Origin of the sequence: Bdellovibrio bacteriovorus, assembly GCF_001592745.1 — a bacterium.
GTDB lineage: Bacteria > Bdellovibrionota > Bdellovibrionia > Bdellovibrionales > Bdellovibrionaceae > Bdellovibrio > Bdellovibrio bacteriovorus_B.
On sequence record NZ_LUKD01000001.1, the window covers coordinates 1,079,217 to 1,099,900 of the forward strand.

Sequence of the window (20,684 nt, forward strand, 5' to 3'; positions counted from 1 at the left end):
TTACCGGGTTCAGGCTTTCGGAATAAGAAAGTAACAAAGCCCGTAACCCAAGATCGCCACACCAAAAGTCACAAGGGCCATGACCACGAAACCCGTTCGGACCAGCCCGACTTCGATGCGGTATCTCTGGGCTATTCTAGCACAGACGCCTAGAAGCTTGCCATCCAGGGCATGGTCTAGCTTATCGACGCGGGGCAAACAGACCGCCAAAATCAAATAAAGGAGGATTCCGGTACCAAACCACAATATCGCGATAAGCCAAATGACGCGCACTATCCAAGTTTCAATACCTAAGGCCGTACCTAGACCTTTGCAAACACCCGCCAAAGCACCATCACTGGCGCGAACCCAACGGTAGTTTTGAGTCGCTGAATTTACTGTCATGACAAAGTCCCCGTAATCATAAAGTCGTTTCCAAAAGTCAGGTAACGAGGGTTTTTAATATGAATTTTATTTTTCATTTCGGAAATCCGCACAGTCTCGGTCCAAGAGCGTGCTCCACCAGATCCCATGATGATGGGCGCCTGGAACATATAAAGACGGTTTACTAAACCCGAGCTAATGAACGAACTTGCTGTCATCGCTCCACCCTCGACCATCACCGATCTTAAACCTTTTGTATAAAGCTGAGCCAACAGAGCTTCAAGATCCAGATCCCCTCCGACATTCGTTTTCACGTAAACGATTTGCGGAGCCTTCTTTAACTTCGACAATGTCTTATCCACGCGTTCTTTTGCTTCTTCAGCCACACACCAAAAAATATTCTCTGGAGCGTGAACCTCAGAAAGCTTTAATTCATCGAAGCGGTAAAGCAGTTCACCTTCACCATCGATCACGACGACCTTGTTGTTCTTTTTGATCTCGGGATGACGAATATTCAACGAAGGATTGTCAAAGTCGATCGTGCCTTTACCTACGACAATGGCGTCGTAACAAGCACGCAGATAGTGAACATACTCGCGCGATTGGGGCCCGGTGATCCACTGACTTTCACCGGACTTTAAAGCCACTTGACCGTCAATACTGGAAGCCATCTTCAAAACCACAAAAACTTTTTTCTTGCGGAAATTCCAAAGAAAAGCTTCGCACACTTCTTCCAGTAGCGTTTTGATTTCTTGGTCTTCATCAGAGTTTTTAGAGGAAAAAACCTCGGCTTCAATACCGGCGTTTTTTAAAATGTCAGCGCCTTGACCCGCCACCAAAGGATTCGGATCGATCAAACCGAACGTCACTTTTTTTAAAGGAAGCTTCGCCATCATCTTTGCGCAAGAAGGAGTTTTACCTTCATGAGCACAAGGCTCTAAGGTTACAAAGACATGAGCCCCTTTTAGAATTTCCGGAGATAGATCTTTCAGAGCATTCACTTCAGCATGAGGGCCGCCGTAAAATTCATGATGCCCGCAGGAAATAAATCCTCCATCAGCATCTAAAACGACGGCGCCCACTAAGGGATTGGGACTGACACGCGTCGCCCCTTTGTAAGCTTCACTGATGGCCAGTCTCATGGCCTGTTCGGGTGAAAGCTTGGTTCCCTTTGCGGGAATAGAAAGGGGCTTAATAAGTTCCATAGATCCTGACTATGTTAAATATCCACGTTCGCGTTGATCACGCTCGATAGCATCGAACAACGCTTGGAAGTTGCCATCACCGAAACCATCATGACCTTTACGTTCAATCACTTCATAGAAGATCGGACCGAAAGTGTTTTTCGTGAAGATTTGTAGCAAGTAGCCTTTTTCATCTCCGTCCACCAAGATCGCATTCTTTTCAAGGCGATTCAAATCCTCGGTCACGTTCGGAACGCGCGCGGGAAGCATCTCATAGTAAGAGTGCGGAGGTGGAGTTAAGAATTGGATTTCACTGTTTTTCAAGTTTTCCAAAGTTTGAACAATGTCAGTCGTCAACAAAGCCACGTGCTGAATGCCAGAACCCTTGTATTCATCCAGGTACTCCTGGATTTGAGATTTGGACTCTGTAGGCTCATTGATAGGGACTGAGAATTTTCCGCATGGAGAACGCATTACTTTTGAAAGCAAACCCGTCTTCGCACCACGGATGTCGAAGTAACGAGCTTCACGGAAAGCCAAAACTTTCGTGTAGAAGTCACACCATTTGTCCATTTCACCTTTAGGAACATTGTTGGTGAAATGATCAATCACAGTGAAACCCACGCCCGCCGGAAACTTATCTTCCGGTTTTACTTGGAAAATTTCGTTGTAAAGTTTGTTCTGGTTTTTCTCGTCGATGAAATAGATCAACGAATCACCAATGCCATAAATAGCTGGGAATGGTGTCGCGCCCTTTTGGTGATCATTGCCCTCGTAAGGACGGCCCCCGCGTGCAACTGCGGTCTTGAAAGCGTGTTCTGCATCTTGAACGCGGAAACCTGTCGCGCAGATCGAAGGGCCGTGCATTTTTGCAAAGTCTGTTGCGAAAGTTTGCGGTTCACAGTTCAAAATATAGTTGATGTCGCCCTGGCGGAATAAGCGGATGTTTTTGCCATGAACTTGTCCCACTTCTTTAAACGCATAACGTTTGAAGATAGTTTCGAAATAGTGAGCGTCGGGACCTGAATACTCAATAAAATCCACGCCGTTAAGGCCGATGGGATTTTGCTCTGTAATTTGAGCCATTGCTTCCTCCTAAAAAACCGACAGTAGCCCTATTTAACACTGATTTCAAGCAAGAAGAAACTAAGGAATATCAATCACTTAAGTCTTACACCCTGACTGTCAGCAAGTCGTCCCCAGAGTGCCTCATGTATTTCGCCGACAGCCCAGGGATTTGATCGCCAAATCCACCTGGACACGCAGAATAGATTCATGACTAAACATATTCTATTTTCTTTATTTTTAGTATTCACCAGTGCCAACGCCAGCGCCGTCGATAGCGTGACTTTCACGATTCATCACTTCTATCAATCGCCTCGCGCTTTAGGAATGGGAGATGCCTTCACCGCAGTCAACAATGATTACTCTGCACTTTATTACAACCCAGCCGCTCTGGCCCGTCGAACGGAAAACACGTGGAACTTAGGAATCTTAAGCGCGCAAGGGTCTCCATCCACGCTGGATTTTTACAACGACCTTAATGACATTCAAAGCTCCAGTGAAACAGAAACTGAAAAACAAGACGCCCTGATTGATCTCATACAGGAAAATTACGGGAACACTTACACCGCGCGAATTCAACTTTTTGAAATCATCTACGCCAAACCCCAATGGGCCTTTGGATTTATTCCGGCCGATCTGACTTTTGAAGCAGGTCTGCATCAACAGATTGGCCCCGCCGTGAATACGACGGTCTATGGAGATTCCAGCTTGGCCATGGGCTACGGACAAATGGCTTCGGAAAACCTTTCCTGGGGTGTGACGGCGAAATTTGTGAATCGCGTTTTTCTAAGTCGTTCTCTGAGTGCTACTGAACTTGCCGCCAATGAGAACTACATCTCGCGTGAAGATCTATCGGAGGGTTACACAATCGACGCCGATGTTGGGGTTTTATGGACTCAAAACTGGTCCGAGCAAATATATAATTTTGCCTTCGTCGCAAGGAACATTTTTAATTTTGGTTTTGATAACAGCTTTGGTCTTATCAACAAGGACAGTGATAAAAATCCGGAACCGCTTTATCGCGTTTTTGACATCGGCTCTGCGTGGGAGTTCCCCGCAAGTTTCGGAACTTCGGGACGAGTCGCTTTAGATTTTCGCGATCTGAATCACCCCAATTTCAATTGGAAAAAAGGATCGCACTTAGGGGTTGAAGTAGATTGGACGCCTTCAACCTGGATTAAAAATCAATTCCGTTTAGGATTGAGCGAAACCTATTGGACCGCCGGATATTCTTTAGCACTTCCCTACTTTGCGTTGGATCTTGTCTCTTACGCAGAGAACGTGGGGACATTGGAAACACCGGATGACAGTCGCATCTATCTGGTGAAACTCAACGTGCCCTTTTAATTCGAATTATTTTTCCACTTATCTAAAATTTTTCGCCCTGTTTGTTCCAGATCGCCTTGCCCCTCAGCGACCGCATTCTGATGTTGCTCACACAGTTTTTTATTCGGCACATTCCCCGAACGACAGGCTCTGTTATAGACGTTCACTACGGCTGTCCCAATCTGTTGGATCGCGGATACAATATTCGCACTGCCCGAATTTTCCATCGTCGTGATCGCGGCCCGAATATCTGCCGCCGTCGGAGGAGTTTGCGCATCCCAAGTCAATCCCCCCAGCTCAGCAATGGTTGTCGCCGCTAAAGCCAAGGAGCCGAACAATCGCAAGCTTTTTTGTTCCGACTTCTGACAGGCAATATCTGTTTTAAGAGCAAAGGCGCGGTTCAAATTCGGGGTGCCTTGACTTGCAAAGGCTAAGTACCCTAACAGTCCGGGTGTCCCATCGCCACTGTCCTCTAACTGACGAAACGAACGACGAAAACGGTCACCGGTGCCAAAACCCTCGGTCACAAAACCAGCAGCACATTTCAAAACGTGCGCATCCGCTCGGTCGACAGACTCGATGTCGGCAATACAGCCTTGAGCTTGTTCTGGAGTTGCATTGTCCAGACAAAGTTGTGCGTCTCCGATACGATCGGATACGGTTTCACTGCACGCGATAAAAAGAAAACAAGATAGAAGAAGGAGCGCCTTCATAAACACCTCGATCTTTATATTTTGAAAGACGATGTTGTTGCTGGCACTGTGTTTGTCAGCAGACGGCGGAATCTAATTTTCTAGACGCTTGTAAAAATCCAAGACTTTCGGATCCACAATAATAGAGCGCGGATTCCAGCCGATAAGATGCAGTCCTTCTGAGGAACGCAATCGACTTAAAGCCACGTAAGCATGACCGGGCTCCCACAGTGAACTTAAGTCACACCACAAGTCATCCAACGTCGCTCCCTGACTTTTGTGAATTGTCGTGGCGTAAGCCAGCGTTAAGGGGAATTGCACCACTTGCGCCATGATATTTCCTTCAGCATCCTGAATAGCGAAGGAAGTTTTTTCGACTTGAACCTCACGACCCCCGTCTTTTTTAACCATCACAGTGTCAGCCGTAATATCGGTGACCACACCGCGAGTCCCGTTCACCCAGCGCTTTTGCGGATCGTTCTGCAAAAACATCACGCGACAACCGAGTTTAAGAACCAGCTTTAAAGGCACGGGAGCTGACTTCTGAAGAATTTCGATATGCTTTTCGGTTCCAAAGTAAATGGAATCAATCGTGATCTCTTCTTCATCGAGCTCGCGTAATTTCTTCTGATTGAAACTATCCGCCGCAATTTTTCGAGGAAAAAGCCTCGTTCCCGGATGATCTTCATCGTGCTCTTGCAAATGCTCGTTCAAGAAATCCCGCACGCGTTCTGTCGTCAGCCCATGACGAACATCACTTAAGATATCTAGAAATAAATTATCACTGACACGTTGATTGTGAGACAGCTTGACGTTTTGAAAGCCGCTTTGGTGCCAGACGGCGTTCATAAAACACCAATCTCTTTGCCCTGTTTGGGTAACGGGTGGTAACTGCGCAAAATCTCCGACAGAAATAATGCGCATGCCTCCCCAAGGAAGTTTTGACTCGCGCGCCCTTTGCGAAAGAGCTTCGGCAATCATTAAAGCTTGTCCGGGAATCATGGAAATTTCATCGATGATCACGCCTTCGACCTTACGAAGACGAGCCATTAATTTTGTATCTTTAGAAGCCCGAGCATAGGTGGCGTCGGGTCCGCCTTCCATAATTCCTAGTCCAAAGAAGCTGTGAAAGGTTCGTCCGCCCAAAAGAACAGCCGCGGCCCCAGTGCTTGCCAAAATCGGCATGGACTTGGGATCGAGCTCTTTCATGAAGTGACGAATAAGAAAACTTTTGCCGCTGCCGGCTCCGCCTGTAAGAAAAACATTTTCGCCGGAACGAAGAAGTTCCAGAGCGCCAGATTGTTCAGGAGAAAGGTCGACAGGAGTTTTTGACATGAATGGAACGATCATGCCACAGACACGATCGTTCCTTCAATAGCTTAGCGAGAGAATTTACCGTTCAAATTGACTTCACGTTGCGTAGTCTCGCAGATTTCGCGAGGACCCACGCGTGGATCTACGACTTCCCAACGACAATGACGGTCAAAATAACGACGATCTAAGATTCTGACGTGGATCGTGTTGTAGTTGTTGCTGAAACTCAAGACAACCTCACGTCCATCCATAAAGCAAACGCCTGGATCAAAGTAGAATCCCACCGATTCAACAACACCCTTGCGAGTCACGTACGCCCATTTCAAATCGTTTACAGAAGATTGGCATTGAGGCATCACGAAACTATCACCGCGAGCATCTTTGTAAGTAAGAACAGGTCTGTTTCCTTGAAACGTGATCGCCAATTCACCACGACGTCCTTCGAAAGAGCCTTGATAAACGCCTTCTACTTTTTTCGCGCGAGACAGATATTCATCCGGCACTTCGCCATTTTCAATTTTGACTGTCTTACAAGCCGTCAAAGCCAATGTTGCTACGAGGAGCAAAACAAATTTTTTCATAAGAGATCCCCTTTCCTTTTCGATTACCGCGAGTTTCCGGGTAAGTAAAATTGATTAACTTGTTGATAACGCCCTCGATCATAGCCCCAAAGGCCTTTTAAATGAATTTAGGCAGGTTTACGATTTACAAACGAACAACCTTTTCCAATGTGGGAACTCAAGCATGTTAAAACTTCTATTGGCCTCCACCCTCATTTTGTCAGCACAGGCAAAATCCGCAAAAACAGCGGCCCCCTCTTCTGACATCCCTGAAAAAAGATCATTCCCATTGAGTACCGATGTCAGTCCCTGTGAAGACTTTCACAAATATGTCTGTGAAAAAGCGGAGGCTTCATTCAAACTGCGCCCCGATCGCCGCAGCCACACCTTTGCCTTCAATGATTCTAGAGAACGTCTTTTGGAAGTTAAAAAGAAATTCATGAAGGACCTTCCTGCGCAAAAAAATATGGATTCGCGCAGCGAACAGATCCGCGATGTTTACATGTCATGCATGAATACGTCAGCGAAAGCCAAAGACGAAAAAGCCGAAGTCGTTCGCATGGTGAACGAGATTGGTAAAATTAAAACCACCGAAGAATTAGTTCGTTACTCTCATGAAAATTTGCCAAAGGGTTTTGGCAACATGGTTTATCTGTGGGCTTCTCCGAATTTGGACAATCCGAAAAAAATGGATGCCATGCTGTATGCCAATTTCATGCTTCTTCCTGATCACAAGTATTATGAGCAGCCAGAGCTTTTGAAAGAGTACGAATCCTTACTCACCATGTTCATCCAAAACATCGAGCCCAAAGTAAAAAAGGCGGATGCTCAGGCGCGTGCAAAAGCGATGGTCGCATTTGAACAAGAGTTTATTAAAACTTATCCGGTAACGGCCGTTCGCCATCAGCGTTGGAGCGAAAAACGTGTCAGCTCTCAAGCAGATCTTTTAAAAAAGTATCCGCAGCTTTATTTAAAACCCCTGTTTGATAAAATCCCCCCTGAAGTGGTTGTAAATACGCCGATCCCCGAATCTTTGGATTTTATTAACGCGCAATTAGACAAGCTTCCTTTGCAAGTGTGGAAAGACGTTTATCTGTATAAAGCTTTGGGCGATCAGATGGACGACGGCTACCCGAAGTTTTTCCAAGCCGGATTCAATTTTGAAAAGAAGTTCTTCGGCGGTCCCGAGAAGCGTCCGGACCGTCAAGAGCGTTGCACGACAACAGCGGGCAACTACTTCATGAAAGAAATTGATGCTGCGTTGGTCGACAAAGTCTTTCCTCATTTCGACGAAAGCAAAGTCAACGAAGTGGGCGCGCGTATTCGTCAAAGTATCCTGGATGGTCTAGAGGCAAATAAATGGCTTTCTAAAGAAGGAAAAAAAGAGGCCATCGCAAAAATTAAGACGGCGCGTTTGCAACTGGTGAAGCCTCACACAGACAAAGAGTGGGATTTCGTTCCTCTTCGTAAATATTCAAAAACGAACTACGTGCAAAATATGCACACCTACAATGAAGCTCGCTGGGAAAAGAACATGACAGAGCTTCGCGAGCCCGCCAATCAGGATGCTTGGGGCATGGGACCGTTGACCGTGAATGCGTACTACAGCAGCAATGAAAACAAATTTGTTCTGCCCATTGGTATTCTTCAATATCCGTTCTACGACAAAGATGGATCAGTGATTGAAAACTTAGGCGCCGTTGGCGCGGTGATGGGACATGAATTGGGTCACAGTATCGATGACAGCGGATCAAAATATGATTCTCAAGGTCGCCTTCGTCAGTGGATGACCACAAAAGACATCATGGAGTTCAACTTGCGTGGGCAAAAGATGATCGATCAGTTCAATCAAATCGGTCATGACGGAAAACTGACTTTAGGTGAAAACGTCGCCGATCTTGTCGGTTTGACGTTTGCCTACAATGCGGCCTTCCCTAAGGGCCAAGGAACTGAAAAAGATAAAAAAGATTTCTTCATAGCCTATGGCCGCCTGTGGTGCACAGTGATCCGCCCTGATTTTGAAAAGTTGATGCGTAAAACGGATCCGCACTCTGCGGGATGGGCTCGTATCAATGAACAAGTAAAACATCAGCCGGCCTTTGCTGAAACCTTCCAGTGCAAGCCTGGCGACAAAATGACTTTAGATCCAAAAGACCGAGTGCAGATCTGGTAATGAGACAAAAGCCGCTTCAAAATGAAGCGGCTTTTTTTTTGGATTCTACTCTTCATCATTTTTAAGCGAAAGTGCCTTGAAAAGCTCGTGGGCTGTGTCAAGAAGCCGATAAGAAGATCATGGTACGTATATTCTTTTACTCTGTCTTACTCATGTCTTTGAGTGCGTGCAGCTTGGATCTTAAGAAAGTGACGGATGCACTCACGGAAATTCCTTCCGAGGACGCCATTCAGTATTCATGTCCCACGGGTTATGTTTACGTGCCACCTTCTGCCAGCGAAACTCCGCCAGGATTTTGTGTCGCAAAATACGAAATGAAAGACGTGGCTGGCGTTGCCACATCTCAAGCTGGTGGTGCTCCCTGGGGAAATATCGATCGCGACGATGCGGTCACCGCTTGTCAGGCTTTGGGTTCTGACTACGACCTTATCAGCACGGCTCAATGGAATAAGATCGCCATCAACATCACTGAAACTACGGCGAACTGGAGTTCTGGAGCCGTTACTTCGGGAGCTTTGAATCGCGGTCACTTTGACAACTCTTACGGAAGTCTGCTTGAGGCCGGTGGAGACGATCATCCTTGTTATGGCTATGACTTCGATAGCTCCGGGGCCGCAGACTCACAAGCGTCATTAGACGCCATCTGCAGTCCCAGCCTGTGGCATGAAAACCGAAGAACTCACCAACTGTCTAATGGCGAAGTGCTTTGGGATTTCGCCGGGAACTCTTGGGAGTGGAACAAAGAAAACTTCACCGATCCCGGCGCTTCAAGCAATGACTACATCGCTGATTTGGTGGGACTGGGCGGAAGTTTTGCTACTTTGTTTGCGCCCTCAAGCTCTTTAGTTTGTGCAAGTCCTAACTCGAACGAATATTGCGGAATGGGTTTTGCCTGGATTAATGGACCGGGTGGAGCGATCGCACGGGGCGGAAGCCTTTATAATGGAACTGACACCGGAGTTTTCGCTGTAGACCTCGACAATTCACCCTCGTACTCAAATACTCACGTGGGTTTCCGCTGTGTAACTTCCGCCACTGCTGCACCCCAATAAAAAAGCCTCTCTTTGCTGCATTTCAAAGCAAGTCCTGTTATGCTAAGAATCTTGGCTGTGACGCAGGAGGAATCTGTGACAGTGAAGTTAGTGAACTTCGAAACAAAAACTGAAAATCCTCATTATGAGGGAGTCTACGACATCGCACCGGCGGAATTACAAAAGCTAATGGCCGATGTGAAGCTTATTGATGTTCGTCAACCCGACGAGTACACGGGCGAACTGGGTCACGTCCCGGGTTCAGAACTTGTGGTTCTGAACACTCTTCCCGATCATCTTGAAAATTTACCTAAAGACCAAACTGTGGTCTTCATTTGCAAAAGTGGCGGTCGCTCTGCTCAGGCCACAGCTTTTGCAAAAATGAATGGCCTTACTCACGTTTATAATATGCAAGGTGGAATGATGCTTTGGAACCACCTTCAATTGCCTGTTGAAAGATAGAAAAAATATGCCAGGAAAAGTATTTGTTAATAGAACTTTGAATCTAAAAAAGATTCGTTACATCGGCGTTGATATGGACCACACGTTGGTTCGTTATAACAGTGAAAACTTTGAACGCCTTTCTCACACAACCATGATCGAAAAATTGATCAAGCGTGGTTATCCAGAAACTTTGCGCAAGCTGACGTTTGACTACAACTATGCGATTCGCGGTCTGGTGATCGATCGTAAGATGGGAAATCTTTTGAAGTTGAATCGCTACACGGCGATTCGCGCCAGTTACCACGGATTAAAACCGTTGGACTTCAAAAGCCATCAAAAACTTTACAAGTCGACTTACATCGACTTGAGCAACTCAGACTATTTGGCTGTCGACACTTCGTTTTCAATCTCTTTGGCGAACTTGATCGCTCAGATCGTTGAGCTTAAAGACACGGATCTTGGAAGCAAGTATCCTGAGTATTCACAAATCGCCGACGACGTGTTGGATGCTTTGGATGAAGCTCATCGCGACGGTTCTTTGAAAGACGTTGTTAAGAAAAATCTAGATCACTACATCATTAAAGATCCAGAGCTCGTTGCAGGCCTTGAAAAGTTCCGTCGACACGGAAAGAAGATCTTCGTTTTGACGAACTCTGATTTCCATTACACGAAATTGTTGTTGGATTACGCGATTCAACCTTTCTTGAAAGAACATAAATCTTGGCAAGATCTGTTTGAGTTCGTGATCACGTTTGCTTCCAAACCAAAGTTTTTCTATGAAAGCCAAAAATATCTTCGTGTGAATCCAGAAGATGGCACAATGACGAACATGGAAGGAAAACTGACTCCAGGTATTTATCAAGGCGGTAACGCGAAGAAATTCACCGCCGACCTAGAGCTTGCCGGAGACGACATTCTGTACATCGGCGACCATATCTATGGCGACATCCTGCGCTTGAAAAAGGACTGTAACTGGAGAACAGCTATGGTCATTGAAGAGTTGGATGACGAAGTGAACAACAATAAAAAAGCCGAACCTTTGAATCAGGAAATCGAAGTCTTGATGAAAAAGAAAGAGCCTTTAGAAGATGAACTGACAGACTTGATGACTCGCAAAATTGAAAAAGCCGCGAACATCAACGACACGCAAATCGATGGTCTTCAGAAAACTATTTCTGAAATCGATGCGCAAATCAGCCAGCTCATCAAAAAGCAGCAAGCCATGTATAACGGCAACTGGGGTCAATTGATGAGAGCCGGTAACGAAGAAAGTTACTTCGCTTATCAGCTTGATCGTTACGCCTGCGTCTACATGGAAAAGCTCGGTGACCTCTTGGATCTATCTCCAAGAACCTACTTCCGCGCTCCACGCCGCCCACTAGCCCACGAAATCTACTAGTGCCTGCTTCTTTTTTGGGTCTACACCGCAGCAAAGCCACTCTTAGGAGTGGCTTTTTTTTGCCCAAAGGCGATAGCGACTTTAACCGCAACCCCTAATACCCCCCCAAAGAAACCGCGACCACTCAATTGGCACTCGGCGTTATCTCATTAATTTCAAATAATTAGCCCGGACCTCTAGTACTGTACAAAACTTAGTACTTTACATTACACAGTACCTAGCATAGCTTGGTACTGGAAAGGCGTTGTTATGAATGCTCAGTTTAAAAAAGGTGTGCTTGAACTTTCGGTGCTCACCCTGATCGGTCGCAAAGACTACTACGGCTATGAATTGGTGGAGGAAATTTCTAAGGTTTTAGAAATTTCAGAAGGCACTCTGTACCCCATTTTGCGCCGCTTGACCGAGGAAAAATATTTTGAAACCTACCTGCAGGAATCCTCGGAAGGACCTCCGCGCAAATACTATCGGATTACCAAGCTAGGTAAAGAGTTCCAAAAGGAACAGTTCAAGCAGTGGGTGGAATTCAATCAACAAATCGAAAAATTAATTGGCAGGGACATTATATGACGAAACAAGAGTTTCTAAAAAATCTGAAAGAGGAGCTTGAAAAAAACAAAGTTCAAAATGTTCAAGATATTCTGACAGACTACGAAGAACATTTTGTGCATGGCCTTAGCAAAGGCAAAACGGAAGTGGAAATTTGCGAAGGTTTAGGCTTTCCCTCCGTCATCGCTAAAGCATATCAAACCGAAAGCTTGATCAGCGAAATCAAAAATCCGGAAAAGGGATTTAACTTAAGTTTGGCAGTGACGGTGATTGGCCGTTTATTGGTGATCGCCCCTTTTAATTTCCTGATTCTTTTTATTCCCGGCGTTGTGATTTTCGCTCTGCTGGCTTCGGGCTGGGCGGTCTCTGTAGCTATCGGATCCGCGAGTCTTGCACTTCTTTCGATGCTGCCTTTTTTAGGAACCGTCTCTGCAGGGGCCTGGGCGTGGGTCACGGGACTGTCGACAAGCTTTGGCCTTCTTGGTCTTGCGATTCTTGGTGGCATGGTGATGTTCGTCATCACTAAGTACATTGTGTTAGCGATCATCAGCTATCTGCAGTGGAATTTAAAATTCATTCTACAAAAATAGGAGCCTCAAATGAAATCTCTGGGTCTATTTGGGAAGTTCTTTATCGCGTTTACAATTTGGACGGTGGCTTGCCTGAGTCTTGCTACCTATGCCGGAAGTAAAGCCTACGAACAAGATCCCACTTTATTAAGTAAAATCGAAGACAACTACAACGTACGTATTCACGTCGGTGGCATCAGCAAAGCAGACGCTGGCTGGGAAGAAACTAAAGACACATGGAACTTTGCCCCTCCCGTAAAGAAAGTTTCATTTAAGTCGATCAATGCCACGGTGTCCTTTAAAAAAGGAATCGGCGAAAACATCATCGTCTCAGCGACCGGACGTTTAGATAAAAGCAAAGCCCCCCGCCTTTTAAAAACGGAAGTTCAAGCAGACGAAATCATTATTCAGCAGCCTGAAGATGAGGCGACCAGCGAGCTTGACGTGCGAATCGAAGTTCCCCCTTCGTTAGCGAAGAATATCGACATCGTGACCGTCAACGGAAATGTTGTGATGGAAAACACGCTTACCGATGAATTGGCGATTAAAACCGTTGCTGGTGATGTGATTTTAAAACAGATTCAGACGCAATCCATCGCTCTACACAGTGTCTCTGCGGATATCAAAGCCGAAGACATCTCAGCTCAGAAAGTGACTGGAAAGTCGGTCAGTGGAGATCTAGAAGTATCGACACTGACTCCGGCAGAGGTGGCTTTTACGTCAATTTCAGGCGATGTGAAAATAAAAATGGCCCCGTCAGATAAACTTCGCTTCTCATTAAAATCTGTCTCTGGCGAAATTCATAATAGCCACGGCAGTAATAAAAATGGCAACATCGGTGTGAGTGTTTCCACAACGAGTGGCGATATCGAGATTGAATAACTAAGGAAGGTCTTATGAAAAATCTTTTAATTACAGGTGCTCTTGTTCTTGCCGCAATGACAGCGATGGCTGAAGCAAAAATTGGATTCGTTGATATGCAAAAAGCTATCAAAGCTACTTCGGCTGGAAAAAAAGCGACGGCAGAACTAGATGCGCAATTCGAATCTGAAAAGAAAAACTTCGAGAAAAAAGAAGCTGAGCTCAAGACCATGGCTCAAGACCTTGAAAAGAAAAAAGCCGTGATGTCTGAAGAGGCTTTCAAGGCAAAACAAATAGAATATCAAAAAGCCGTTATGGCCTTTCGTGATTCCATGGCGAAAAGTCAGAACGAGATCCAAAAGAAGCAAGAGCAGCTGACGGCTCCTATCTTAGAAAAAATGGAAAAAGTCATCGCTCAGGTTTCAAAAGAAAAAGGATTTACCATGGTTCTTCAGGACACGCGCATGATCGTCTACTCGGTCGCGGAAGTGGATCTCACTGAAGATGTGGTGAAGGCTTACGAAAAAGAAAAATAGGTTGTTCCCGCGTTCCTTTCGTTTTAGGGAAGAAGGAGTTGCACCTTCTTCCCTTTTTTATTTAAAATGAACGCGAGCGTAAAAAGTCCCTAGGCACCTTTTACCAAGGCAAAGGATCGCCATCGCGGAAGAAGCCACCGTTAGGACCACCCTTAGGAAGAGTGGCTGCCCAGATGATGCCTTTAATTCCCTGCTCTACCGTACGGTCTGCATGCGGGCCACCCATGTCTGTACGCACCCAGCCAGGCGATACAGAGTTCACGCAGATATCAGCACCTTGAACTTCCGAAGCAAAAAGATTCGTCACCATGTTCAGAGCCGTTTTAGATATACGGTAAGACGCTGAAGCGTTTTGAGGAACTGACAGCTGAGCCATTCCGCTTGAGACATTGACAATACGCCCGTAGCCTTCTTGTTGCATCAACGGAAAAATTTTCTGCGTCAGCAAAAAAGGACCTAACGTGTTCGTCGCAAATGTTTTTTGGATTGTGGAAGCTTTTGTTTTAAATAAAGAAGAATTTCCACCGTCCTCACTATCAATAAGAATTCCGGCGTTATTCACAAGAACATCCACAAAGCCAAAATCTTTGCGGATATTTTCAACGAATTCATTAATACTTTTTTCCTGCGAAAGATCCAGCTTCATCGGAACAACATCCAAGTCCTTCATTTTGAAGGCATTGATCTGCTTTTGAGCTTTATCGGGATTTCGCATGGCCATCACCACTTTGAAACCTCTTTGCGCCAGGGCCTCACTTGTCGCAAGACCCAAACCACGATTTGCACCGGTGACGATAGCAATCTTTTTCATGAACTTTTTCCTTACTGAGGACGTGGAACTGGGAAGTCAGGGCCCGCGCCGCCGCCACCGCCATCAACGGGAACCGGCACTAACACACCCGTAGACCAGTTGCGTGCATCAATCACACACTCACTGGAAATCACGCGCCAGCGCTCGATAGGAAAGTGATAAACGGTTTCAACCCAGCCCCAACCGTTCCAGTCAACGACACGGCGATAACCACCACGGCCGTCGCGATCCACAACGGAACGAGTTTCACGATGGAATGTAAGAAGTGGATAATGAAGTTTCAATCGGCCATCATGAGTCAGCTGAGCTTTTGCGGGCTCTTCAAAAAGACAACCATAGAAGCCGTCGATGCTGCGGATGCGACCTTCAAGAATTTCTCCTGGTTGCACATCACGATTTTTCGGTACGCGGAAAGAAAAGAAATAATCAGAAGGTGCGCCATTGTAGTAATAGCTGCGAGTATTCAAAGTCAAAAGACCATCGAATTCAACCAAGCGAACCGTCGCGCGACCGTCTTCGCTCATCCATGTGCCTTCCAAATTACTGCCGGCAACGGCATTGAAAGACAAAGCCATTGTTAAAGCGGCTACGAACATTTTCATAATTTCCCCCTATCGAGAACCCGCATTGCGGTTGAACAAAATGATGTAATCTTTCGCACCCGTTTGTTCCATCATTCCCGAAAATTTATTGTCTTCAAATTTCTTACGGTAGGTCTTGCGAGCGATGTTTTGAATCATGCACCCCAATGGACCTGTACCCGATAAATCTTTACCTTCTTCGATCACGCATTTGGGTTCGAAGGACTCTTCTTGCTGACGAGTCACCGGAAACTTCGTGACAGAAAAACTGACTACATCGAGCTTGTACTCTTCTTTCAAACGATTGGCAGGATTTTTCTTTAATAGTTGCGAAGAATAAATGTTAGGCACGATGGCTGCCACCCGCAAACCCTGCTCTCGAGCCTTCTTTACGCCGTCCACGAAGCGATCCATTTCGTTTTTGATATCCACGCGCATGTTGGAATTAAAAAGCTCCACATAAGGCAACATGGGCTCCACCACGATCACGTCATATTTGGATCCGGCCTCTTGATTGGCTTCAAAGAATCCGCGCAGAAGCTCCATGTCTTCGATTTGGTTAGGAGTGACACCGAACAAAACAACCGGCGCTTCTTTGACCTCTAAGCGAAGACGTTCGTAGACACCCTTTCCCAACTCTTCCGGAGTCGTGACTTGAGAAAATTTGATCTTGGGAATGCTTTGCGGCTGAATAGAGAAATTCATCGCAAAATAAATACCCAAAGCGATCACGGCGGTAGCACAAGCCCAATAAATGTATTTCATGGGGCCGAAGGTCGCGCAGAATATGAGCGAAGTCTAGTTACGGCGCTACGCACGCCATTCGTCGCAGCGTGGCAATCCTCATTGTAATCTGTTAGAATTATGCTAGGTTGCGAACATTACATAGGACTTGATCCCTAGGACAGGTACCCACTTATATGAAGGCGACGAATACAAATTCTTCTTTTTCTTATTTAATTATTGGCTCTGGCCGCGTCGCCCGACACTTGGGCTATTATTTTCACTTACTCAATCAACATTTTGAAACTTGGGATCGCTCGCAAGACCCCCACGCGCTAGCAAGAAAAGTCGCGAAATCTTCTCACGTCTTGCTCGCGATAAGTGATTCGGCGCTCTTAGGATTTTACCGTCAACATCTAGCCGGTCATGATAAAGTCTTCGTGCACTTTTCAGGCGCTCATCATTTTGAAGATATGATCGCGGCGCACCCGTTGATGACTTTTGGTCCCGAGCTTTATGATCTTTCGTTTTATCAAAAGATTCATTTCACGATAACCGGAGCTCGGTCCCTCCAAGAAGCCATTCCGGTATTCACGAATCCTTTTTCTGTTCTGCCTCCCGAAGCAAAGGCACGTTATCACGCTTACTGCGTTTTAGGTGGTAACTTCGTCACTCTACTTGTGAACAAAATGTTGCAGGGATTTTCCGAGATGAATATTCCAGCTGAGGCGGCTCACCTCTACATCGAAAAAATTCTGGCAAATACTTTTCAAAATCCAACACAGGCTTTGACCGGCCCCTTAGTGCGCAAGGATGCCGAAACCGTCCACGCGAATTTACAAGCGCTTTCCCAAGACTTGTATCTTCCTGTGTACGAAGCCTTTTTAAAAACCCACTGGCCCGATTACCCGCAAAAGTGAGGCTGCTATGAAAACCATTTTAGATTTTCAGAATAAGAAAGCAAAAAAAGAAAAGATATCCATGGTCACTTGTTATGACTACACTTTCGCACGCATCCTAGCAGAAAGCGATGTGGACTGCCTATTAGTGGGTGACTCTTTGGCTATGACAATGCACGGGCATAAAACAACCTTGAATGCCTCTGTGAATATGATGGCTTTACATACTGCCGCCGTCGTGCGCGGAGCCGGAGACAAGTTTGTTGTAGGTGATTTACCGTTCATGAGTTACCGCAAAGGCCTGACTGCTAACATGACATACGTAGAAAAGATCATGAAAGCCGGTGCTCACGCGGTAAAACTTGAAGGTGCTTCCGGAAATATTGAGCTCGTAAGACACCTTGTCGATTCGGGCGTACCAGTGATGGGACATTTAGGATTAACCCCGCAGTCAGTAAATCAGCTGGGTGGTTTTAAAGTTCAAGGTCGTGATGAAAAGGCTCAGAAAAAAATTAAAGAGCACGCCTTGCAACTTCAGGAAGCCGGCGCTTTTTCCATCGTACTTGAATGTGTTCCTTCAAATCTTGCCAAAGAAATCACGGCATCACTTGAGATTCCGACTATTGGTATTGGCGGAGGCCCAGATTGTGACGGCCAGGTTCTGGTTCTGCAGGACATGTTAGGAATGACTCCGGGTTTTAAACCTAAATTTCTAAAACAATACTTCAATGGTTTTGAAACAATGAAAGAGGCCTTCAACACTTACCATCAAGAAGTCGTTCAAGGAAAATTTCCAACCGAGAAAGAGAGTTATTCATGAGCGAAGTTCTGCACTCTCCTTCAGAAATGAAAGCTTGGCGAAAAAACAAGGTGGGAACGATCGGCTTTGTCCCGACGATGGGAGCTTTGCATGCGGGCCATGAAGAGTTGATCAAACGTGCTCGCAAAGAAAACGACTTGGTCGTCCTTTCCATTTTTGTAAACCCTACGCAGTTCAACGACCCGAAGGATCTGGCGAAGTATCCAAAAACCTGGGAGCAAGATTTTGCAATGGCCGAGATGAATGGCGTCGACGCGGTCTTTTTCCCCAACTATGAGGAAATGTATCCGGATAAGTACCGCTACAAGGTTTCAGAGAACGACTATTCTTTACTTTTAGACGGCGCCCATCGGCCGGGTCACTTCGACGGAGTTTTGTCAGTTGTGATGAAGCTTTTTAATCTGGTAAGTCCAAGCAAGGCTTACTTCGGTGAAAAAGACTTCCAACAGCTGTCCTTGATTCGCGGAATGGTGGATGCCTTTTTTATGAATCTGGAGATAGTCCCCGTCGCGACAGTGCGTGAGCAAGACGGTCTTGCCATGAGCTCCCGCAACACTCGATTGACGGCTGAAGAAAGAAGAATCGCACCGGCCATATACAAAGCTATAACTGAAAGCAAAAGTGCTGAAGAGGCTACGGCAAAACTTCAAGCTCAGGGTTTTGCCGTTGATTACGTCACTGACGTGGGGTCACGCCGCTTTGTCGCGGCGAAATTGGGCGAAGTGAGGTTGATAGACAATGTCGAAATCTAAAGTCCTTTTTATTATGACAGGCTCGATTGCCTGTTACAAAGCCTGCCACGTAGTTTCTAGGCTGGTTCAAGCAAACTGCGAAGTGCAGGTTGTAGCGACTCCTTCGGCATTAAAATTCGTTGGCAATGCGACACTTGAAGGCTTGACTGGAAAACCTGTCGTGAGCGACATGTATGCCGCTGGCAATGTCATGGACCATATTCATCTTATGAGATGGGCCGACGTTGTTTTAGTAGCTCCAGCGACGGCCAGCTTTATCAATAAAGCCGCTCAGGGCGTAGGCGATGATTTAGTGCAAACTCTTTTCCTCGCTCATGACTTTAAGAAGCCTTTCCTTATTGCTCCGGCAATGAACACGAGCATGTATAAGCACCCGGTGACGCAAAAGTCTTTGCAAACCCTACGCGACATGGGACTACAGATTCTAGAAACTGCTTCAGGCATACTGGCTTGCGGCGAAGAAGGCTGGGGAAAACTTCTTGAACCTGATCTGATATTAAAATTCACGCTGGAAGCGCTTCAGAACAAAGGAGCCGCCGTTCCTTCAGAAGCGATCAGCTTTAAAACCGCCAGCAAAGTCAAAGTGTTGGTTACGGCAGGCGGAACACAAGAGCCTATCGACACTGTACGCGTTATCAGCAACCTAAGCTCGGGCAAAACAGGTGTGACAATCGCCGAAAGCCTTACGCAAATGGGTTTTGACGTAACATTGTTGCAAGCTCATGGATCTGCAAAAGCCGAACACGTGACTCGACAGGATTTCTTCACGAGCTTTGCTAGCCTTGATGAAAAGATGAAAAACTATCTTTCCAGCGAAGAATTCACGCATGTGATTCATGCAGCGGCAGTCAGCGACTACTCCGTCGATAGCATTGAAGTCAATGGCGTCAAACATCGTCCTTTCGAAGTAAAAAAGGTCAGTTCGGATGCCGACCACTTGAACATTCATTTGAAACGCAATCATAAGATTGTCGATCGTTTGAAAGACTATTCAAAAAATAAAAGCCTTCAAGTCATCGCGTTTAAACTGACCAGCCATGCTTCGACCGAAGAAAAGCAAAAAGCCGTAAACAAGTTGTTTCAGGGTTCTCACGCGGACTTCGTCGTTCATAACGACATGACCGATATCGATATTGTTAACAAAACACATAAGTTCACTTTGCACTCGCCATCGGGCGCAGTGGCTTGCGAAAGCTTAGAAAGACTTTCCAGTGAATTGATCCACGCGCTAATGCCTAAGGATACTTTATGATTTTATGTCTTGATGTGGGAAACACTCAAATCTATGCCGGTCTTTTTGATAAAGACAAAATGGTTCTTTCGTTCCGTAAGAACTCCAAAAGCGGAGCTTCTTCTGATGAGACCGGAATCTTTTTAAGAAGCGCTATTCGTGAGAATGGCTATGATCCATCTAAGATCAAGCAAATCGCTATCTGCAGTGTCGTTCCCGAGGTGATTTATTCTCTTCGTGGAGCTTGCATGAAGTATTTCAATATCAATCCATTCATCCTCCAAGCAGGCGTCAAAACAGGATTGAAAGTAAAGTACCGCAATCCACTTGAGGTCGGCGCCGACCGCATTGCCAATACAATTGCGGCGACTCACCTTTACCCCGGGAAAAACCTGATTATCGTCGATTTGGGCACGGCAACCACATTCTGTGCCGTCACGAAAGAAAAAGACTACTTGGGGGGATCTATCGTGGCGGGTCTTCGCCTTTGTATGGAAGCTTTGGAAAGTAAAACGGCGAAACTTCCTTCAGTTGAAATCGTTTCTATGCACGAAGCCTTAGGCCGCTCGACGGTGGAAAGCATTCAATCTGGACTTTTTTACGGCCACTTAGGAACGATCCGGGAATTAAGTGATAGAATCACGAAGGAATGTTTCCAAGGAGAAAAACCGCTCGTTATTGGAACTGGTGGCTTTGCCTACCTGTTTGAAAAAGAAAAAATCTTTGATGAGATCGTGCCGGATTTAGTTCTAAAAGGCATGCTAATCGCTTTGCAATACAATACGTAAGGATTTAGGAATCACT

23 protein-coding genes are annotated in these 20,684 nt (G+C 45.9%); 14 read left to right on the top strand and 9 right to left on the bottom strand.

Translation table 11 applies throughout. From position 1 onward, the window contains the following. Positions 1–9: 9 nt before the first annotated feature. From AZI87_RS18455 to hppD, 3 genes are read right to left on the bottom strand one after another with little or no spacing between them, the layout of a single operon-like run. A complete protein-coding gene (locus AZI87_RS18455; RefSeq protein WP_081112134.1) occupies positions 10–384 on the bottom strand; it encodes a PspC domain-containing protein in 375 nt (124 codons plus the stop codon). Further along, positions 381–1,568, bottom strand: coding sequence for a bifunctional diaminohydroxyphosphoribosylaminopyrimidine deaminase/5-amino-6-(5-phosphoribosylamino)uracil reductase RibD (gene ribD / locus AZI87_RS05100; RefSeq protein WP_063205308.1), 1,188 nt, complete (start codon positions 1,566–1,568; stop codon positions 381–383). Before ribD ends, AZI87_RS18455 begins: the two co-directional genes overlap by 4 nt. 9 nt (positions 1,569–1,577) lie before the next feature. Next, positions 1,578–2,633: a 4-hydroxyphenylpyruvate dioxygenase gene (hppD, locus tag AZI87_RS05105; protein WP_063205309.1), complete on the bottom strand. Its 1,056-nt coding sequence runs from the start codon at positions 2,631–2,633 to the stop codon at positions 1,578–1,580. 189 nt (positions 2,634–2,822) lie between these two features. Between hppD and AZI87_RS05110 the strand changes: the two genes are divergently transcribed. After that, positions 2,823–3,959 carry a conjugal transfer protein TraF gene (locus AZI87_RS05110; protein ID WP_063205310.1) on the top strand — a complete coding sequence of 379 codons (1,137 nt, stop codon included), beginning with the start codon at positions 2,823–2,825 and terminating at the stop codon, positions 3,957–3,959. On the opposite strand, the gene AZI87_RS05115 is transcribed toward AZI87_RS05110, so the two are convergent. The 3 genes from AZI87_RS05115 to AZI87_RS05125 form a co-directional block, all read right to left on the bottom strand. Further along, on the bottom strand, positions 3,956–4,651 hold the full coding sequence (locus tag AZI87_RS05115; RefSeq protein WP_063205311.1) for a hypothetical protein: 696 nt from the start codon (positions 4,649–4,651) through the stop codon (positions 3,956–3,958). The genes AZI87_RS05110 and AZI87_RS05115 overlap by 4 nt on opposite strands. 72 nt (positions 4,652–4,723) lie before the next feature. Further along, positions 4,724–5,965: a DEAD/DEAH box helicase gene (locus AZI87_RS05120; protein WP_301335608.1), complete on the bottom strand. Its 1,242-nt coding sequence runs from the start codon at positions 5,963–5,965 to the stop codon at positions 4,724–4,726. 44 nt (positions 5,966–6,009) lie between these two features. After that, complete coding sequence (locus tag AZI87_RS05125) at positions 6,010–6,525, bottom strand: hypothetical protein (RefSeq protein ID WP_063205313.1); 516 nt, start codon at positions 6,523–6,525, stop codon at positions 6,010–6,012. 163 nt (positions 6,526–6,688) lie between these two features. Between AZI87_RS05125 and AZI87_RS05130 the strand changes: the two genes are divergently transcribed. The 8 genes from AZI87_RS05130 (at position 6,689) to AZI87_RS05165 (ending at position 14,063) form a co-directional block, all read left to right on the top strand. Continuing rightward, positions 6,689–8,677 (top strand): M13 family metallopeptidase, encoded by a 1,989-nt coding sequence (locus AZI87_RS05130; RefSeq protein ID WP_063205314.1) that lies wholly within the window; start codon positions 6,689–6,691, stop codon positions 8,675–8,677. Positions 8,678–8,796: 119 nt separating this feature from the next. Beyond that, entirely contained in the window at positions 8,797–9,729 is a 933-nt protein-coding gene (locus tag AZI87_RS05135) for a hypothetical protein (protein ID WP_063205315.1), read from the top strand. A 75-nt stretch (positions 9,730–9,804) separates the two neighbouring features. Beyond that, positions 9,805–10,170, top strand: a complete 366-nt coding sequence (locus AZI87_RS05140) for a rhodanese-like domain-containing protein (protein WP_253696481.1) — start codon at positions 9,805–9,807, stop codon at positions 10,168–10,170. A 7-nt stretch (positions 10,171–10,177) separates the two neighbouring features. Then, complete coding sequence (locus tag AZI87_RS05145; RefSeq protein ID WP_063205317.1) at positions 10,178–11,551, top strand: HAD-IG family 5'-nucleotidase; 1,374 nt, start codon at positions 10,178–10,180, stop codon at positions 11,549–11,551. Positions 11,552–11,800: 249 nt separating this feature from the next. Further along, on the top strand, positions 11,801–12,118 hold the full coding sequence (locus AZI87_RS05150; protein WP_063205318.1) for a PadR family transcriptional regulator: 318 nt from the start codon (positions 11,801–11,803) through the stop codon (positions 12,116–12,118). Further along, positions 12,115–12,687 (top strand): DUF1700 domain-containing protein, encoded by a 573-nt coding sequence (locus tag AZI87_RS05155; RefSeq protein ID WP_063205319.1) that lies wholly within the window; start codon positions 12,115–12,117, stop codon positions 12,685–12,687. The genes AZI87_RS05150 and AZI87_RS05155 overlap by 4 nt, the downstream gene beginning before the upstream one ends. A gap of 9 nt (positions 12,688–12,696) precedes the next feature. Further along, a complete protein-coding gene (locus tag AZI87_RS05160; RefSeq protein ID WP_063205320.1) occupies positions 12,697–13,548 on the top strand; it encodes a DUF4097 family beta strand repeat-containing protein in 852 nt (283 codons plus the stop codon). A gap of 14 nt (positions 13,549–13,562) precedes the next feature. Then, entirely contained in the window at positions 13,563–14,063 is a 501-nt protein-coding gene (locus AZI87_RS05165) for an OmpH family outer membrane protein (RefSeq protein WP_063205321.1), read from the top strand. A gap of 100 nt (positions 14,064–14,163) precedes the next feature. Here AZI87_RS05165 and AZI87_RS05170 read toward each other — a convergent pair whose 3' ends face one another. The 3 genes from AZI87_RS05170 to AZI87_RS05180 are packed head-to-tail and all read right to left on the bottom strand — an operon-like array spanning position 14,164 to position 16,220. Beyond that, positions 14,164–14,874, bottom strand: coding sequence for an SDR family NAD(P)-dependent oxidoreductase (locus tag AZI87_RS05170; protein ID WP_063205322.1), 711 nt, complete (start codon positions 14,872–14,874; stop codon positions 14,164–14,166). An 11-nt stretch (positions 14,875–14,885) separates the two neighbouring features. Continuing rightward, entirely contained in the window at positions 14,886–15,476 is a 591-nt protein-coding gene (locus AZI87_RS05175) for a hypothetical protein (RefSeq protein WP_063205323.1), read from the bottom strand. A 9-nt stretch (positions 15,477–15,485) separates the two neighbouring features. Then, positions 15,486–16,220 carry a hypothetical protein gene (locus tag AZI87_RS05180; protein ID WP_063205324.1) on the bottom strand — a complete coding sequence of 245 codons (735 nt, stop codon included), beginning with the start codon at positions 16,218–16,220 and terminating at the stop codon, positions 15,486–15,488. 155 nt (positions 16,221–16,375) lie between these two features. Between AZI87_RS05180 and AZI87_RS05185 the strand changes: the two genes are divergently transcribed. Genes AZI87_RS05185 through AZI87_RS05205 form a run of 5 tightly spaced genes read left to right on the top strand, consistent with a single transcriptional unit; the run spans position 16,376 to position 20,668 of the window. Further along, on the top strand, positions 16,376–17,098 hold the full coding sequence (locus tag AZI87_RS05185; protein WP_063205325.1) for a Rossmann-like and DUF2520 domain-containing protein: 723 nt from the start codon (positions 16,376–16,378) through the stop codon (positions 17,096–17,098). 7 nt (positions 17,099–17,105) lie between these two features. Further along, on the top strand, positions 17,106–17,897 hold the full coding sequence (panB, locus tag AZI87_RS05190) for a 3-methyl-2-oxobutanoate hydroxymethyltransferase (RefSeq protein ID WP_063205326.1): 792 nt from the start codon (positions 17,106–17,108) through the stop codon (positions 17,895–17,897). Beyond that, positions 17,894–18,649 (top strand): pantoate--beta-alanine ligase, encoded by a 756-nt coding sequence (panC, locus tag AZI87_RS05195; RefSeq protein ID WP_063205327.1) that lies wholly within the window; start codon positions 17,894–17,896, stop codon positions 18,647–18,649. The genes panB and panC overlap by 4 nt, the downstream gene beginning before the upstream one ends. After that, on the top strand, positions 18,636–19,901 hold the full coding sequence (gene coaBC / locus AZI87_RS05200; RefSeq protein ID WP_063205328.1) for a bifunctional phosphopantothenoylcysteine decarboxylase/phosphopantothenate--cysteine ligase CoaBC: 1,266 nt from the start codon (positions 18,636–18,638) through the stop codon (positions 19,899–19,901). The genes panC and coaBC overlap by 14 nt, the downstream gene beginning before the upstream one ends. Next, positions 19,898–20,668, top strand: coding sequence for a type III pantothenate kinase (locus AZI87_RS05205; protein WP_063205329.1), 771 nt, complete (start codon positions 19,898–19,900; stop codon positions 20,666–20,668). Before coaBC ends, AZI87_RS05205 begins: the two co-directional genes overlap by 4 nt. Positions 20,669–20,684 lie beyond the last annotated feature (16 nt).